This window comes from Glutamicibacter sp. X7, from assembly GCF_054889245.1.
Genome location: NZ_CM142678.1, coordinates 1,458,794 through 1,474,691 on the forward strand (window position 1 = coordinate 1,458,794; position 15,898 = coordinate 1,474,691).

Annotated in this window: 13 protein-coding genes; 3 read left to right on the plus strand and 10 right to left on the minus strand. The window is 61.8% G+C overall.

Annotation, left to right across the window (positions count from 1 at the left end; translation table 11 throughout):
- Positions 1 to 165: 165 nt before the first annotated feature.
- The gene (locus ACYU0X_RS07195; protein ID WP_461902568.1) at positions 166 to 1,083 is read right to left on the minus strand and encodes a LysR family transcriptional regulator; all 918 of its coding nucleotides are present in this window, start codon (positions 1,081 to 1,083) and stop codon (positions 166 to 168) included.
- Between the two features lie 123 nt (positions 1,084 to 1,206).
- Between ACYU0X_RS07195 and ACYU0X_RS07200 the strand changes: the two genes are divergently transcribed.
- Positions 1,207 to 2,622, plus strand: a complete 1,416-nt coding sequence (locus tag ACYU0X_RS07200) for a M20 family metallopeptidase (RefSeq protein ID WP_461902569.1) — start codon at positions 1,207 to 1,209, stop codon at positions 2,620 to 2,622.
- A 17-nt stretch (positions 2,623 to 2,639) separates the two neighbouring features.
- The gene (locus tag ACYU0X_RS07205) at positions 2,640 to 3,941 is read left to right on the plus strand and encodes an MFS transporter (RefSeq protein ID WP_461902570.1); all 1,302 of its coding nucleotides are present in this window, start codon (positions 2,640 to 2,642) and stop codon (positions 3,939 to 3,941) included.
- Positions 3,942 to 4,232: 291 nt separating this feature from the next.
- Here ACYU0X_RS07205 and ACYU0X_RS07210 read toward each other — a convergent pair whose 3' ends face one another.
- From ACYU0X_RS07210 to ACYU0X_RS07245, 8 genes are all read right to left on the minus strand, one after another.
- Entirely contained in the window at positions 4,233 to 5,345 is a 1,113-nt protein-coding gene (locus ACYU0X_RS07210; protein ID WP_461902571.1) for a fatty acid desaturase family protein, read from the minus strand.
- 230 nt (positions 5,346 to 5,575) lie between these two features.
- A complete protein-coding gene (locus tag ACYU0X_RS07215; protein ID WP_461902572.1) occupies positions 5,576 to 7,213 on the minus strand; it encodes an ABC-F family ATP-binding cassette domain-containing protein in 1,638 nt (545 codons plus the stop codon).
- Positions 7,210 to 7,848, minus strand: a complete 639-nt coding sequence (locus ACYU0X_RS07220) for a hypothetical protein (RefSeq protein ID WP_461902573.1) — start codon at positions 7,846 to 7,848, stop codon at positions 7,210 to 7,212. The genes ACYU0X_RS07215 and ACYU0X_RS07220 overlap by 4 nt, the downstream gene beginning before the upstream one ends.
- 239 nt (positions 7,849 to 8,087) lie before the next feature.
- Positions 8,088 to 9,185, minus strand: a complete 1,098-nt coding sequence (hpaD, locus tag ACYU0X_RS07225) for a 3,4-dihydroxyphenylacetate 2,3-dioxygenase (protein ID WP_418909023.1) — start codon at positions 9,183 to 9,185, stop codon at positions 8,088 to 8,090.
- Positions 9,186 to 9,218: 33 nt separating this feature from the next.
- Positions 9,219 to 10,724, minus strand: a complete 1,506-nt coding sequence (hpaE, locus tag ACYU0X_RS07230) for a 5-carboxymethyl-2-hydroxymuconate semialdehyde dehydrogenase (RefSeq protein WP_461902574.1) — start codon at positions 10,722 to 10,724, stop codon at positions 9,219 to 9,221.
- Positions 10,725 to 10,764: 40 nt separating this feature from the next.
- Positions 10,765 to 11,424 (minus strand): GntR family transcriptional regulator, encoded by a 660-nt coding sequence (locus ACYU0X_RS07235; protein WP_418909025.1) that lies wholly within the window; start codon positions 11,422 to 11,424, stop codon positions 10,765 to 10,767.
- Positions 11,424 to 12,926, minus strand: a complete 1,503-nt coding sequence (locus ACYU0X_RS07240; RefSeq protein ID WP_461902575.1) for a fumarylacetoacetate hydrolase family protein — start codon at positions 12,924 to 12,926, stop codon at positions 11,424 to 11,426. Before ACYU0X_RS07240 ends, ACYU0X_RS07235 begins: the two co-directional genes overlap by 1 nt.
- Positions 12,927 to 13,236: 310 nt before the next feature.
- On the minus strand, positions 13,237 to 14,073 hold the full coding sequence (locus ACYU0X_RS07245) for a PhzF family phenazine biosynthesis protein (RefSeq protein ID WP_461902576.1): 837 nt from the start codon (positions 14,071 to 14,073) through the stop codon (positions 13,237 to 13,239).
- Between the two features lie 292 nt (positions 14,074 to 14,365).
- On the opposite strand from ACYU0X_RS07245, the gene ACYU0X_RS07250 reads away from it, so the two are divergent.
- Positions 14,366 to 14,773 carry a RidA family protein gene (locus ACYU0X_RS07250; protein ID WP_461902577.1) on the plus strand — a complete coding sequence of 136 codons (408 nt, stop codon included), beginning with the start codon at positions 14,366 to 14,368 and terminating at the stop codon, positions 14,771 to 14,773.
- Positions 14,774 to 14,922: 149 nt separating this feature from the next.
- On the opposite strand, the gene ACYU0X_RS07255 is transcribed toward ACYU0X_RS07250, so the two are convergent.
- Positions 14,923 to 15,861 (minus strand): alpha/beta hydrolase, encoded by a 939-nt coding sequence (locus tag ACYU0X_RS07255; RefSeq protein ID WP_461902578.1) that lies wholly within the window; start codon positions 15,859 to 15,861, stop codon positions 14,923 to 14,925.
- Positions 15,862 to 15,898: the final 37 nt, after the last annotated feature.

Sequence of the window (15,898 nt, forward strand, 5' to 3'; positions counted from 1 at the left end):
GAACCCCCGGGCCCGCACTTGCTTAAGCTGTGGAACGTCGTGCCTCATGGTTGAGCAGATAGATCAGGTACACACCGCCCACGCAAGGCACCCACACGAAGCTTGGCAGTACAAGGCAGCGAGTATGAGGGAGCGAAGGGGCCGGTAACGGCTAGGGGCTTGCCCTTACTCGTGTTCGGGATCCGGTTCCCACGTACGTAGCTCATCTCCCATACGACGGATGAGCTCCGAGGCCAACACCGTCTGGCGCCGCCGTGGCATGGTGAGGATCTGTGCCGAGCGTTGCGAGAGTGCGGGATGAATGAACGGGATGAAGCGCAGGTCGGAGGTTACTCCGGGCCGTCGGGCGTAGTGGCTCAGCAAGGTTGCACCTTCGCCACTGCGCGCGAATTCCAGAGCCGGATTGAGATAGTTGGTGGCCAGAACGATGCGCGGCCGCAAGCCCTCCATTTCGGCGGCGATGTCGAAGAGCTCGCGCTGGGTGACCCCGCGTTCGGGCATGGCCAGCGGGTAGCTGCAAAATTCCGACAGTTCAACGCGACTGTGCGAAGCGAGCGGATGATCGCGATGCACGACCGCGTAGCCCGGTGCCGGGCAAGACAGCTCAACTTTTACCTCGTGTTGCGGGCCTAGGGCGAAGACCGCCGCGATATCGGCCTCTCCTTCCACAACGCGTTGTGTGGCCTCCTGCGAAGCAAGGACGGATAAGCGTACCGTCACCTCCGGATACTCCCGATTGAAGCGGCTGATTGCCGCCGGTAACGCAAAAGCAGAGAGTCCTTCGGAGGCCGCCACATGGATTACACGCCGAGTCCCGGCAGCTAATTGGCTCAGATCCTCGATGAGTTGTTCGCCTTCGGCCTCCGCTCGTCGGGTGTGAGCTAATAGCAGCACTCCGGCGTCAGTGAGCTGCATGCCGCGGGGATGCCGGCGGAAGATCGGAGTTCCTACCTGACGCTCGAGCTGTGAAATTTGCCGGCTGATCGCGGAAGGGGAGACCAGCAGGGCAGTGGCTGCCTCTGAGACGGAACCTGTGCGAGCGACCTCATGGAAATAGATCAAGGCAGTGGGCAGCATCTGCATCTTAGACTCCTCATCCGTGGGTTTGACTTCAACGCTAAGCACATGCGCAATTCGGCACTGGTTCCTGATGGTATGGCGAGCTTACTGTGAATTAGATTACTGGTCGACCCGAGGGGAAATATCGTGGCACTACGCGATGAAATCATCGAACTGTCCCAAAATCGCATGGATTCTGGACGTTTCTTTGCCGACCTTAGCCAATTGGTGGCCTGTGCCAGTGTCAGCACCAACGGCCAGGACGGGTTTGCGCTCAGCACATATCTGAGGAGCCACCTGTCTGAACGTTTGCGACGCATGGGTTTTGTGGTCACCCTCGATGAGCGGTGGAACGGTGGGCCGAACTCTTTCCTGCGCGCCGCTCGTTTCGAGTCCGAGGAACTCCCCACGGTTCTCTGCTATGGCCACGCAGACGTGGTCGACGGGCAGGCTGCCGAATGGTCCGCGGACCGCGAGCCGTTCGTCCTGAGTGCCGAGGGAGAGAAATGGTACGGGCGGGGGACTGCGGATAACAAGGGCCAACATCTGGTCAATCTGACCGCGCTCGAACTACTGCTCGAGGCTCAAGGGTCCTTGGGATTTAACGCGATCTTCCTTTTCGAGGCCGGCGAAGAAATCGGCTCACCTGACCTGGCCGAGTATGCCCTAGCTCATCGCGAGCAACTGCACGCCGACATTTTCATAGGTTCAGACGGTCCACGGCAGGCCGCGGGCCGACCCACGATCTTTCTCGGCGCTCGTGGCGGCTTGTCCTTTGAGATGTCCGTCGATCTGCGCGAAGGTGGCTTTCACTCCGGCAACTGGGGTGGCCTGTTGCGTAACCCGGCCACCACACTTGCCGCGGCCATTTCAACGCTTGTCGACGGGCGGGGCCGAATCCAAGTGCCAGAATTGTTGCCGACCGAATTGCCTAAGTCGGTCCGGGCGGTGCTCGACGGATTGGATCTGCCACGCGAGATTGGTGATCCGGCGGTAGACATCGAGTGGGGCGCCGAGGGGCTGACCCCGGCCGAACGTGTCTACGGGTGGAACACCCTTGAAGTCTTGGCCATGCAGGCCGCCGACCCACGGCACCCTGTCAACGCCATCCCCGGCACAGCCACCGCGGTGCTGCAGTTGCGCTTCGTCGCAGGGACCGACACCGAAAAGGTGCCCGGCGCAATTCGTCGGGCCCTCGATGAAGCCGGACTCGACATGGTCACGATCCGCCAGCGCGAGTCCTTCCCAGCCAGTCGCATCGAACCCGATAACCCTTGGGTGACGTGGGCCGCGGAATCCATCGCAGGAACCACGGGCCGGCAACCAGTGATCCTCCCCAATATTGGAGGATCGCTACCGAATTATGTATTCGAAGCGCTCCTGGGTTTGCCCACTGTATGGGTTCCGCATTCCTACCCGGGGTGCCGCCAACATGGGCCTGATGAACATGCCCTCGAACCTATTCTGCGTCAGGGCCTGGCCATGATGTGCGGGCTGTTCTATGACCTCGGGAACCTTCACCACGCTCCAACAACTTTCCACGCACTGACGGCCTCGCAGTAGGCCTAGAAAGAGCCATCATGAGTAATCCACTCGAGCCTAGTACCGCCACGGCGGCCCCCGTCGTGCCCGCGCGTCCCCAGTCGATCCGGCGTGGCATCGTCGCCGCGACCATCGGCAATGCCTTGGAATGGTACGACATGGGCGTCTACGCCCTACTGGCCATCTATATTGGCCACAACTTCTTCCCGTCGGATAATCCGGCCATTGAGGTCATTCAGGCGTTCGCCGCCTTCGGCATTTCATACCTGATCCGGCCGATTGGCGGGTTGATTCTCGGCTCATACGCCGACCGCAAGGGCTCGAAGAAGGGGCTGGTGCTGACCATCCGGCTCATGGTCTTGGGTACTGCACTTATCGCCATGATGCCCAGCTTCGACAGCATCGGCCTACTAGCTCCCGTCGGTCTGATTCTGGGCCGTCTGATCCAAGGGTTTTCGGCCGGAGGCGAGTTCGGTGCGGCCACGTCCTACTTGCTGGCCCAGCATGAGGGCAAGCGTGGGTTCCTCGGGAGTTTCCAATTTGCCAGCCAGGGCCTTGGTGCTTTGGTGGCTGCCATCACCGTGGCCTCCCTGACGGCGGTGTTTTCCGAGCAGCAGATGAACGACTGGGCCTGGCGTATCCCTTTCGTGATCGGCCTACTGGTTGGACCGGTGGGCTGGTGGGTCCGTCGGCACGTCGACGAGGCACCCATCGCCGAGACTACCGGAGGCAAGCGGAACACTCCGGTGCTGGAGATCTTCCGCTTCCAGAAGGCCTCGCTGTTCATGGCTGGCGGCGCGTTGGCGATTTCCACCGCGCTGAACTTCGTGTTGCAGTACATGCCCACTTACGGCATCAAACAGTTGGGGCTCGACCCGTCGATTTCCTTCACGACCCTGATCCTTACCGGCGTGATCCTAACCTTCGTTACCCCGGTGGTCGGATATCTCTCCGACAGGGTAGGTCGTATGCGTCTGATGATCCCTGCGGCGATCCTGATTGGCACGCTGACTATTCCGCTGTTCTTCGGGCTGATCGCTGGCAAGAGCTTCCTCGTTCTCGCCCTGGTTATGGTCCTGTTGGGGGTGCTGAAGGCGTTGTATTTCGGGGCGTTGCCCTCGGTGATGGCCGATGTCTTTACGAAGCAGACCCGGGCTACCGGCCTATCGTTCAGCTATAACGCTTCGGTGGCACTCTTTGGCGGGTTCACGCCGATGATCTGCGCATACCTCATCGAGGTGACCGGCCAACCGATCGCCCCGGGCTACTACCTCGCAGCCCTTGCCACGTTGAGCATTATCGCTTTGGTTTCGTCGATGAAGTTCCGCGCGGTGCACTAGGACCTTACACGTACTAGTCCGCGGTGCGAGAGGAGTGCTCTGGCATCGCGGGCTTTGCCCATATCTGTGCCTGGGACTGATCGGAAAATGCGCTTCTGAATGCCCAGCGCCGAAACTCCTTTGTGCCCTGCTCTCCGCCGGACATGGTGCCTAGTGGCGCGGCCGCACGGAGCAGCACGGCCCAGGACCTAGGCTACGGCCAGAAGTTCGCCAATGGTTACCGGGCAGAAAAAACCGGCTGGGCGCCACGGATATCCGTACTGCCCAGCCGGGTAGGTTGTTTCTGGCTTCTTATGCGCCGCGGAAACCGGAGATCATCGGGCACTCGAAGGGATCGCGCGCCGAGAGGCCTACCTTGTTCAGGTAGCTAATGACCTGTGCGTAGGATTCACGGACCGAGGCGACGGTGTAGGGGATCTGGTGTTCGGCGCAGTACTTACGTACGATCTGGGAGACCGCGGCCAGGTTTGCGCGAGGCATCGCGGGGAACAGGTGGTGTTCGACCTGGTAGTTCAAGCCGCCGAACACGGTGGAGAGTACCGAGTTACCCCAGCGGCTGCGCGCCATCACATTGCGGCTGGTGAGCACCTGGCGGGAGAAGAAATCGATCTTGGCGTTTTGCGGAACCATGGGCATGCCCTTGTGGTTCGGGGCAAAGGAACCGCCCATGTAGATGCCGAACACGGCCAACTGCACACCCAAGAAGGCAAAGGCCATTCCGACGGGTAGGAAGATGAACAACAAGGCGACGTAGATGCCAACGCGGATGGCGATGGTGCTGAGCTCGCGCTTGCGGCGCTTGGCACGTTGAGCGGTGAACAGGTGCCGAATCGACTGGTAATGCAGGTTCAGGCCCTCAAGCGTGAGTAGCGGGAAAAACAGGTAGCCCTGACGTTCGGTGATCCAACGCAGCACTCCGCGCTGTCGCTTGGCGTCCTCCGGCTGGAAGGAGATGGTGTCCCATTCAATGTCGGGGTCCTTGCCGATGGTATTGGGCGTGGCGTGGTGCTTGCTGTGTTTGTGCATCCACCACTGGTAGCTGATTCCCACCACGCCATTGGCGAGGAAACGGCCGAGACGGTCGTTGTTTTTCCCCGAGGTGAGGATTTGTCGGTGGGCCGCCTCGTGGGCGAGGAAGGCGAATTGCGTTAGCAGTACGCCGAGCGCGCCGGCAATCAGCAACTGATACCAGCTATGCCCAAGGAGCACGAAGCCCGCGATGGCTCCGCCGAGCAACGCGGTCAGGGCGATGCCCATCCCGAGGTAGTGCCCGCGACGTCGGCCAGTGAGCCCAGCTTCCTGAACCAATCGTTTGACGTGGAAAAAGCTCTTGGGGTCGCCCGGGCGAACGTCGGGCGTCGAGGGAGCTGGAGGGGTGAGTAGAGTGGATCGGGTGAAACTCAACGAGTGGATCCTAACGGTGGTAGGCGGCGACCTTGCAGTCGAAAGAACTGAAAGGCTCGGCTCCTATACCTTGAGTCTACGCACCGCACCTGTGTATGCCCTGATCTTTTGAAAGTTTTTCGGTGCGCGAAAGCATTATGACGCAGCGTCGCTTGCGGATCATATGCGCAGGTCAGGTAACTCTCTGCGCCGGTACCACGTCCTGTAGCGATTCGACTCGTCTGCTGGCGCTATTGCAGACGCACGGCGCCTTGCTCCACCAACCAACGTTGGTCTAAGCGCACGGTGTCAAGCATGCGGCGATCGTGGGTGACCAACAATAGGGCTCCCTCGTAGTTTTCGAGGGCTTGTTCCAATTGCTCAATGGCCGGGACGTCTAGATGATTGGTCGGCTCGTCGAGCACCAATAAGTTCACCCCGCGGGCTTGGAGCAGGGCCATACCCGCACGCGTGCGTTCACCGGGGGAGAGTTCTCCGACCGGGGCCGCACACTGGGCGGACTTTAATCCGAATTTAGCCAGCAAGGTGCGCGCTTCGGCCGAAGCAAGATCCGGTAGCTGTTCCTCGAAAGCCTCGCCGAGCGGTCGCTCGGAACCCAGATAACTACGGGCCTGATCGATCTCGCCCACCGCGATGGATGCTCCTAAACTTGCGCTGCCGCTCAGCGGGGACAGCTTGCCCAGAAGCAACTTCAAGAGAGTCGATTTGCCGGCCCCATTCGGGCCGGTGATGCCAATACGCTCACCGGCATTCACCTGCACCGACACTGGCCCTAAGGTGAAATCGCCGAGCGTGATTTGCGCATCGTTGAGGGTGCAAACCACGGAGGAAGAACGCTCCGCGGCGGCGATTGAAAACTGCAGAACCCATTCTTTGCGCGGCTCGGCCACCTCGGTGAGCCGGGCAATCCGTGACTCCATCTGGCGAACTTTTTGCGCCTGCTTCTCCGAGGATTCGGAATTGGCTCGCCGCCGCACCTTATCGTTATCCGGTGCCTTGCGCATGGCATTGCGGACACCCTGAGAAGACCACTCTCGCTGAGTACGCGCCCTAGAGACCAAATCGGCCTTCTGATCGGCGAACTGCTCGTAGGCCTCGCGCGCGTGACGCCGGTTGATGGCTCGCTCCTCCAGATAGGACTCGTAACCACCCTGATAGACGGCCACCTGCCCTTGAGCCAGATCGAGCTCCACGATGCCGGTGGTGCATCGAGCCAGGAACTCGCGGTCATGGGACACCACCACGACACCGGTGCGTAGTGAGGTGATGAAGTTTTCCAAACGTTGCAGGCCGTCAAGGTCCAGATCATTGGTGGGTTCATCGAGCAGGACGGCATCGAAGCGGCTCAGTAGCAGTGCAGCCAGCGCGATGCGGGCGGTCTGGCCACCCGAGAGCGCGTTCATGTGCGTGGTTGCTGGCAGGGTGAAACCGAGTTCGGCGAGCACGACGGGAATGCGGTCCTCAAGGTCGGCTGCACCGCTAGTCATCCAATGATCGAAGGCCGCCGCGTAGGCGTCGTCGGCGCCGGGCTGTCCCGAGCCGAGCGCCTCGGCGGTAGTCTCCATGGCGGTCGTAGCTTGGGCGCATCCGGTGCGCCGGGAGAGGTATCCGGCGATGGTTTCGCCGGGAATGCGCTCATGTTCCTGCGGCATCCAGCCGATGAATGCACCATCCGGTGAGGTAGATACCGTGCCGGACAGTGGCGTAGCGACCCCGGCCAATAGCCGTAACAGCGTGCTTTTACCGGCGCCGTTCGCTCCCACCAGTCCAAGGACGTCCCCGGGGGCCAGCGTGAAATTCAGATTTTCGAAGAGGGTGCGATGGCCGTGGCCTCCGGCGAGATCCTTGGCCACTAAAGTTGCGCTCATTCCGGTAATTCTAGTGCGCCTGAGCCTTCTAGCTCGCGGACTTGTAGTCGCTCTCCGTCGCGGACAAGTTCGAGCTGTCCGTCGCGTGACTCCAAGGACCAGCCGTAGACCCGAAAGTTTCCGTCCGGGTAAACTCCGCGACCAGCCAGTTCATAAGTGATCGGCGCGGTCTGTCGATAGACCCAGAAAGACTCATAGCTCATTCCACTAGGGCAGACGACCACGCTATACCCATCGACTTTGCTTGCCTTGGCGCACGGAAAAAGATTTGGACCAAGCAGGGTGAGGCCAAGGAAAAAGAACCAACACAACATGCACAACATGGTGGCTATGAGGGCAACGATCCACGCAGCATCTCGCTGCCACACTTTCGGTAGCGCGCCGATCGCCGGAGGAAGCAGGTTATATAGCGCCATCGCGGCACACAGTCCGCTGAATAATACGGAGAGGACAACGTAGTGACCGACTTCCACCCCGAGATACAGAACCAGCCGCAGGTCACCCGAGAAGGCCGATGAGTACACGGCGTAGGCAAAGCAGAACAACAACGCCATCAGCGTGAAGGCTAATCCGCGGTGGATTCGCCGGCGCAAGGAGGGTGGCGCTTTGGCTACAACCTGCTGTTGGGTGCCCAATCGTTTCCTTCGCTTGCCTCGCGCCGACGCAATCCGGCCGCCCCTGGCTAGGACCCGGTACCTGCACCATTCCTGCTTGAAGCCTATCGGGCGGCATGGGCAAGCCGCGGAGCATGCAACGATCTGGTGGGGCGAGGCGCGAGCACGATAGCCGCTCGGCGCGCGCAAAAGCCCGCCGCCGACACAGGATCATCCTGAGTCAGCGGCGGGCCGAGCACCCCATGGTGGGTGTGCGGGTTTTAGAGCTGGTTGCCCAACTTGAAGCCCTTGGAGGCTTCGCCGTGGTAGCTACCGGTCTCGTCGCCCGAGCGAGTGTAGGAGAAACCGTCGGCACCTACGGTGACGTCCATTTCGGAGTCATCGGTGCGCTCGATAACTTCCTGCACGTTGCCATCGAGATCCAGCACGTAGGAGGCCTCGGTGTACCAGGAGGGGACCACCGGGTTACCCCACCAGTCACGGCGCTGGTTATCGTGCACATCCCAGGTGATGACCGGGTTGTCCGGGTCGCCGGTGTAGTAATCCTGGGTGTAGATCTCAATGCGGTGACCGTCGGGATCCAGAATGTACAGGTAGAAGGCGTTGGACACACCGTGACGGCCAGGGCCGCGCTCGATGCGGTCCGAGATGCGCAGCGCGCCCATCTTGTCGCAGATCTGGATGATGTTGTGCTTCTCGTGAGTGGAGAAGGCCACGTGGTGCAGACGCGGACCGTTGCCGCCGGTCAGGGCGGTGTCATGCACGGTGCCCTTGCGGTGCATCCATGCCGCGTAGGTGGTGCCAGCCTCATCCTGGATGTCCTCGGTGACCCGGAAGCCCAAATCCTCAAGGTACTTACGGCCTCGCGGAACATCCGGGGTGACCTGGTTGAAGTGATCCAAACGGACCAGTTCGCCCGCGGAGTACAGGTCGTAGCGCATGTGCAGACGCTCCACATGCTCGGTTTCGAAGAAGAACTCGTAGGGGAAGCCCAGCGGATCTTCGACGCGTACCGCATCCCCGATGCCCTTGACGAAACCCTCGCTACGGCGCTCGGTGCGGCAACCCAGTTCCTTGTAGTAGGCCTCGGCCTTGTCCACGTCCTCGGTGGAACGCACGCGGAAGGCCATGGCCTTCAGCGCGGCCACCGGACCCTTGGTGAGCACCAGGTTGTGGTGGATGAACTCCTCGAAGGAGCGCAGGTAGATCTGATTCTCGTCTTCCTCGGTGACGTGCAGACCGAGCACGTCGACGTAGAACTTGCGCGAGGCCTCTAGATCGGTGACGACCAGCTCGGCGTAGGCACAGCGCAGGATGTCCGGGGCCTGGACGCTGGGCTTAGGGATTTCGTTGCTCATGAGTTGCTCCTTTGCAAAAGATGGGGCCGGGGCCTAGGCGCCGAACTTCGGGGTGTGCACGTCGCCGAGCGTGATGTGCACGGCCTGCTGGTCGGTGTAGAAGTCGATGGAACGGTAGCCGCCCTCGTGGCCCAGGCCCGAGGCCTTCACGCCGCCGAAGGGGCTGCGCAGGTCACGCACGTTGTGCGAGTTGAGCCACACCATGCCGGCCTCGATGGACTGGGCGAAGTTGTGAGCGCGCTTGAGGTCGTTGGTCCACAGGTATGCGGCCAGGCCGTACTTGGTGTTGTTGGCCAGCTCAAGTGCTTCCTCTTCGGTGTCGAAGGGGGTGATCGCCACAACCGGGCCGAAGATTTCCTCCTGGAAGATCCGGGCATCCGGTGCCACGTCGGCGAAGACGGTCGGTGCCACGTAGGAGCCGTTTTCCTGACCGTCGGGCAGGTGCTCGGGACGACCGCCACCGGCGACCAGGCGGCCCTCGGACTTGCCGATCTCGACGTAGCTCATCACCTTGTCGTAGTGCTCCGGGTGAACCAGCGCACCAACCTGGGTGGCCGGGTCATGTGGGTCTCCGACCTTGATGTTCTTCGCACGGGCGGCGTAGGTCTCGACGAACTTCTCGTAGATGCCGCGCTGGACCAAAATGCGCGAACCGGCGGTGCAGCGCTCGCCGTTGAGCGAGAACACGCCAAAGAGCGTGGAGTCGATGGCCGCATCGAAGTCGGCGTCCTCGAAGACGATGGCCGGGGACTTGCCGCCCAGCTCCATGCTCATGCCCTTGAGGTGCGCGGCGCAGTTGCGGTAGATCAGCTGCCCGGTGGAGGATTCGCCGGTGAAGGAGATCAGCGGGACGTTCGGGTGCTTGACCAGCGCGTCGCCAGCCTCTTCGCCGATGCCGTTGACCAGGTTGAACACGCCAGCCGGCAGGCCGGCGGATTCGAAGATCTCGGCCCACAGCGAGGCGGAGAGCGGGGTGAATTCGGCCGGCTTGAGCACCACGGTGCAACCGGAAGCGATGGACGGAGCCAGCTTCCAGGACTCCAGCATGAACGGGGTGTTCCACGGGGTGATCAGCCCGGCCACGCCAATCGGCTTGCGGTTCACGTAGTTGATCTGCGAGCCCGGGACCTTCAGCGCGGTGTCGTGCTGGGCCACGATCAGGTCGGCGAAGAAGCGGAAGTTCTCCGCCGCACGCTGCGCCTGGCCCTTGGCCTGGGTGATCGGTAGGCCGGTGTCGAAGGTCTCCATCTCGGCCAGGCGGTCCTGCTGGGCCACCACGGCGTCGGCGATTGCGTAGAGAACATTGGCGCGTTCGCGCGGCTTCATCTTCGGCCAAGGGCCGTTGGTGAAGGCCTCGGAGGCGGCAGCGACGGCGGCGTCGATATCGGCTTGCTGGCCGGCGGCGGCCGTGGCGTAGGGGGTGTTGGTGACCGGGTCGAGAATCTCGAAGGTCTCACCGTTGATCGAGTCGACCCACTGGCCACCGATGTAGTGCTTCAGGTGGGTGGGCAGGTTCTCGGGAACGAAGTGCTTGCTCATGGAATATTGTCCTTTCGCGGGTCGTGCGTTGGGTCTGTGGTTAGAGCGTCGAGGGCGGAAGCCCGGCGCGTTCCAGATAGGCGTTGAGGGTATTGGTGCGGTGTTCGCGGGCGGCCAGTTCGATGGTGCGTGCATCGGCGTTGGAGGCGATCAGTTCGAGCAACCGGTCATGTTCCTCCACCGAGGCGTGCGCCCGGTTCGGAATCTGGGTGAAGGAGCTCGAACGCATCGCGGCCAGTCGCCGCCAGCCGCGCTGGACCAAATCCAGAATGTGCGGGTTCGGGCAGCGGCCGTAGAGCAGCTGGTGGAACTCGTTGTTCAGCATGGTGAAGCTGACCGGATCGAAATCGCTGAGGCATTGGCGCATGCGCTCGTTGAGTTCGCGGGCCTGGGCCAACCATTGCTCGTCCATCAGCGGGGCGGCCAGCGCGGTGGCTGCCGGCTCGATCACGGACAGGGTCTGCATGGTGTGCAGATACAGGGTCGAATCCACATTGGCCACGGTGGCACCGACATTGCGGGTGAAGTTCACCAGCCCTTCGGCTTCGAGGCGGCGGATCGCCTCGCGTACCGGCACCACCGAGCAACCGAGTTCATCGGCGATCGTGCCCAGTACGAGCCGGTAGCCGGGGGAGTAGTCCCCGTCGGAGATACGCTGTGAAATCAGCGCGTACGCGGCCTCGGATTTCGACGGGCTCATTACAGCTCCCATGAGTCCAGCTCCGGGCTTCCGGCATCCTTCCACGCCTGGTACTTGGCCTTCCATTCGGCGTTCATCGGGAACAATCCCTCGATGCCGTGTCCGCGCTTGACCATGGCGAAGATGAACTCGTCATTGGATTCGGTGACGGCGGCCTCTGCGGCTACCTCGGCGACCAACGCCGGCGGGATCACCACGATGCCGTCGGAGTCGGCGACGATCACATCACCGGGCTGGACCGAGACACCGCCGCAAGCCACGGTGATGTCGCGATCCCAGGCCACATGCTTGCGTCCAAGCACGGCCGGGTGGGCGCCGTTGTAGAACACCGGTATGTCCAGTTCCGTCACGGCATTCAGGTCACGTACCCCGCCGTCGGTGATGATGCCGGCGGCGCCGAGGGTTTGGCTACGCAACGCCAGAATGTCGCCGAGGGTGGCCGAGCCGGTTTCGCCGCGGGCCTCCATGACCAGGATCTCTCCGTCCTTGACGGCGTCGATGGCCTGCTTCTGAACGTTGTATCCGCCGCCGTGGGCCTTGAACAGGTCTTCGCGGTTCGGGATGTAACGCAGGGTGCGTGCGGTGCCAATGACGCGCTGCATGCCCTTGGTGGCGCCGGGGACCTCGATGTTGACGTTATTCAGGCCGCGCTTACGCAGGGTGGCCGAGAGCGTGGCGGTGGCCACCGATTCGAGCTGGGCGCGCACCTCATCGGTGAGCACGTCCTTGCCGGTGAGCACCGGGGCGAGCCCCGCGGATTCGCGGTCCCCGTAGGCGTCTTCCTTATCCTTCTCGTTGACCTGCGGCTGGTTGCCGAAGTCGGCGAAGGTTTCGGTGCCCTGTACGGCGGTGGTCTTCAGTTTGCCGGTGCTGGCCCCGGTGAGCAGGTCGGTGACTTCGACCTCAACCACGTCGCCGGGGAAGAACACGGTGGAACCGGCCGGGGTGCCAGTGAGGATGATGTCGCCCGGGTGCAGGGTCATTTGCTGCGACAGGTCGGCGATGATCTGGGCGAAAGAGAAGAGGAGTTCCGAGGTGTCGGCATCCTGGGCGAGCTCGCCGTTGACCCAGGTCTGCACGCGCAGTTTGGACGGATCGATGTCGGCGGCGTCCAGTGCGGTGGGGCCGAGCGGCGTGTAGCCGTCTCCGGACTTCGAACGAATGTTGGAGCCCTTGTCGGCGTACTTCATGTCGTGGACGCCCAGGTCGTTGGAGGCGGTGATGGAACCGACGTAGTTCCATGCGTCCTCGACCGAGACGCGGCGGGCGGCGGTGCCCATGATCAACGCGATTTCGCCTTCAAAGGCAAGAAGTTCCGTGCCTGCGGGACGTTCGACGGTGGAGCCGCTGATGGCCAGCGAGCTGGAGGCCTTCATGAAGTAGCTCGGGAATTTCGGGGTGCGTCCCCGCTGGGCGGCGCGCGAGGCGTAGCTTAGGTGGACGGCCAAGACCTTACCGGCCTTCGCGAAGGTCGTTTCATCCACCGTGATCGGGGTGCTCATCGATCGTCCCTCTTTCGTCGTACATCAAATCGTATACGATCTAGTGTGATGCGAGTCTCCGCGATTGTCAAGGGGTGTGGAGTTGCGCAGATAGTGCCAGTTCACGGACGGGTTCGGCAGCCAGTTGGCCGCGTCACCAGATGCGCTTTAGGCAGGGAAATACTCGGGCATGCGTGGCGCATCGGCGCTAGAAGCGATTGCTCGGTCGATTTTTTGGATTACGCCTCGCGCACGATATGGCAGGCACCGTGCGGCGCTTAGGTACTAAGCTCGTCGCGCGGTGCCCCCAAAAATGTAGGTCTCGTTAGCGTTACAGGGTGACCTGACCCTGCACGCAGGAGGTGACTTCCCCGCCGACCCAGATGTCGTCTCCCTCGATGGAGACGTGGACGCGACCTTCGTAGTCGATCGCGGTTCCCTGCGCGGCGACGTAACTCGTGTTGGCCACACCGGTATCCGTTAGCCACCGGGCTAAACCTGCGTTCAGGCTCCCGGTTACCGGATCTTCCCACACGGGATCATTGCCGAGGAACGCACGAACCTCAAAGTCCGCTTCGAGCCCGGGCTCATGAGGGCCAACCACACCAATGCAGAGAGAACCGAGATTGGCCGGATCCGGAGCCAGCTCAAGCACCTCGGTTGCCGAAGCGAGCCGGACCCCAATCCATTCCGGGCCGTTGACGATCCATGAGGCGTCGAGGATGAGCTCGCGAGGAATGCTCAGAGCTTGAGCAATCTCGTGGATGAGAGGTTCGTCCGCCGGTTCGTAGCGAGTCAACGGTGGCGCCCCGAACGCAAAGCGTCGGTCTTCCACGCGCACGGTCACCAGTCCGGCACCGCATTCCTGCACGAGGTATCCCTCCCGTTGAGGAACGCCGCCGGCACCTAACCACGCGGCAGCCGAGCCGAGGGTTGGGTGGCCGGCAAAGGGCAGCTCTTGCGTGGCCGAGAATATCCGCACGCGATAGTCGGCGGCCGGATCGGACGGTGGTAACAGGAAGGTGGTTTCGGCCAGGTTTGTCCACTTCGCAAAGCGCTGCATTTGATCGGTGTCCAGCGCCTGAGCGTCATGGACTACCGCGAGCGGATTACCGCGATACGGGGTTGGCGAGAAAACATCTACTTCACTGTAATTTCGTGCGATCACTCCTCTAACCTAGCAGTTTGCCAAGTCCGGCTCGGACCTGCGCTGCAGTTACGAGGCCGAATCTGGCTATGCCGCCGAGGTGCTTTCCGGGATTGGCTCGTTCCGGGTGCCAGGACTGGTATCGCGGGGGAGAACTTGGTCGGCGCCGGCCCGCTACGCAGCGGATCGACCTTCGGGGTGGAACCCATGAGGCGCATCTGGATGCTTTCAATGAATGGATCCAGATGTTGCGCAGTTGGCTGCGTTGAATCGCCTCCGCATAAGAACACCACGCATATGAGAGCATGAGCTCATGCCTAGCTCAGTGCAGTTGATCCGCGCCGCAGCATTATCCAATGTGGCTGAATACGCCTATGCGTCAACGGCGCCCAAGGACGCTCGGCTGATTTTCCTTGCCGGATCGTGTCCACTCGACGAAGCGGGTCGTGTCGTGGGGCGAGGTGATTATGCTGCCCAGGCGCTGGCCTGTGTTGAGAACCTGCGGCTTGCTCTCGCCGCAGCCGACGCGAAGCTAGAAGATGTGCTCAGTACGCGGGTACTGGTGGCGTCTGCGGACCGGGCCGATTTGGTGACGGCGTGGAACGTCGTGCGGGATACCTTCGGCGCACACGACGTGCCTAGTACGTTATTAGGCGTCACGGTGCTTGGCTACGAGCACCAGCTGGTAGAGATCGAAGCGGTCGCTGCCGTCATTGACTGAAGGTTCGCGAGCATTCCGGCTTGCAGCGGCCGGATCCTGTCTGCCGCGGTGGGACTCGGTGACATTGCCGTAGTGCACTGAGCGGAGTGCCCACGCACGGGCAGGCCCGAGGAATGCCGGGACCCGCCCGTTGCGTGAGCGGATAACACCTACAGTTTCTCGGTGAAGAACGGCACGACCCGCTGCAGAGCCTGACCGGCCCCGTTCTCCTGGTCGTACAGCTCGTAGTGTGACACGCCTTCTAAGACGATGAGTTCCTTATCCTGTGAGGCGGCCTTCTCGTAAATGGTGTGACCATCCTTGTAGGCGCCAAACGCTCCTTGCTTGTCACCGACGATCACCAAAAGTGGCTGGTCGAGTAATTCATCGGCGAGGTGGAAGGCGTCCCAACCCATAGCGGAGGAGGCGTGGCTGAGCAGCATGGTCGTGCAACCGTGTGCACTTTGTCCGCGCTCGGTGCGGTAGTAATCGTAGGCCTCAACAATGTCGATGTCTCCGATGGTTGCTGCCGCCTCGGCGGTGTCGGGCAGGAAGTTGGTGACCGGTGCTTCGGTACCGCGAACGCTGGCGGTGCGGAGTTCAGCGAAACCGGTCAGTGCCTGCAGAACGCCGCCATTGAAGGCCGCGGTTTCGCGTTGCATCCGACCGAAATTCACTCCGGTGATCGACACGACCGCCTTGAACCGCTTTTCTGTGAGCGCTGCGTTGAGCGTATAACCGCCACCACCGCAAATGCCCAGCACGCCGATGCGCTCAACGTCGACATAGGGCAGGGTAACTAGGTAGTCAACGACGCGGCGGAAGTCTTCGACGCGCTGTGCTGGGTCTTCAAGGAAGCGAGGGGTTCCGCCGCTGGCGCCTTGGAAGCTGGCGTCGAAGGCGATCGCAACGAACCCCGCATCGGCCAACGCTTGGGCGTAGATGTTCCCGGAGGTCTGTTCTTTGCAACTACCGATGGGGTGCGCAACGACGATGCTTGGGTAGCTGTTATCGGTCGTAAAATCTGCTGGGAGGTAGATATCTGCGGCGATATCCCAGTACATGTCCGCATTGCGGAAGGTAACGTGCTCGATGGTTGTGGTAGCCATGATGCTCCTTGTGGCAGTCGGTGTTTTTTTCCTCTAC

Bases quoted from the DNA above. Each gene is read 5' to 3' on its own strand.
- ACYU0X_RS07195 (WP_461902568.1), bottom strand. From the start codon at position 1,083: ATGCAGATGCTGCCCACTGCCTTGATCTATTTCCATGAGGTCGCTCGC.
- ACYU0X_RS07205 (WP_461902570.1), top strand. From the start codon at position 2,640: ATGAGTAATCCACTCGAGCCTAGTACCGCCACGGCGGCCCCCGTCGTG.
- ACYU0X_RS07215 (WP_461902572.1), bottom strand. From the start codon at position 7,213: ATGAGCGCAACTTTAGTGGCCAAGGATCTCGCCGGAGGCCACGGCCAT.
- hpaD (WP_418909023.1), bottom strand. From the start codon at position 9,185: ATGAGCAACGAAATCCCTAAGCCCAGCGTCCAGGCCCCGGACATCCTG.
- hpaE (WP_461902574.1), bottom strand. From the start codon at position 10,724: ATGAGCAAGCACTTCGTTCCCGAGAACCTGCCCACCCACCTGAAGCAC.
- ACYU0X_RS07235 (WP_418909025.1), bottom strand. From the start codon at position 11,424: ATGAGCCCGTCGAAATCCGAGGCCGCGTACGCGCTGATTTCACAGCGT.
- ACYU0X_RS07240 (WP_461902575.1), bottom strand. From the start codon at position 12,926: ATGAGCACCCCGATCACGGTGGATGAAACGACCTTCGCGAAGGCCGGT.
- ACYU0X_RS07250 (WP_461902577.1), top strand. From the start codon at position 14,366: ATGCCTAGCTCAGTGCAGTTGATCCGCGCCGCAGCATTATCCAATGTG.
- ACYU0X_RS07255 (WP_461902578.1), bottom strand. From the start codon at position 15,861: ATGGCTACCACAACCATCGAGCACGTTACCTTCCGCAATGCGGACATG.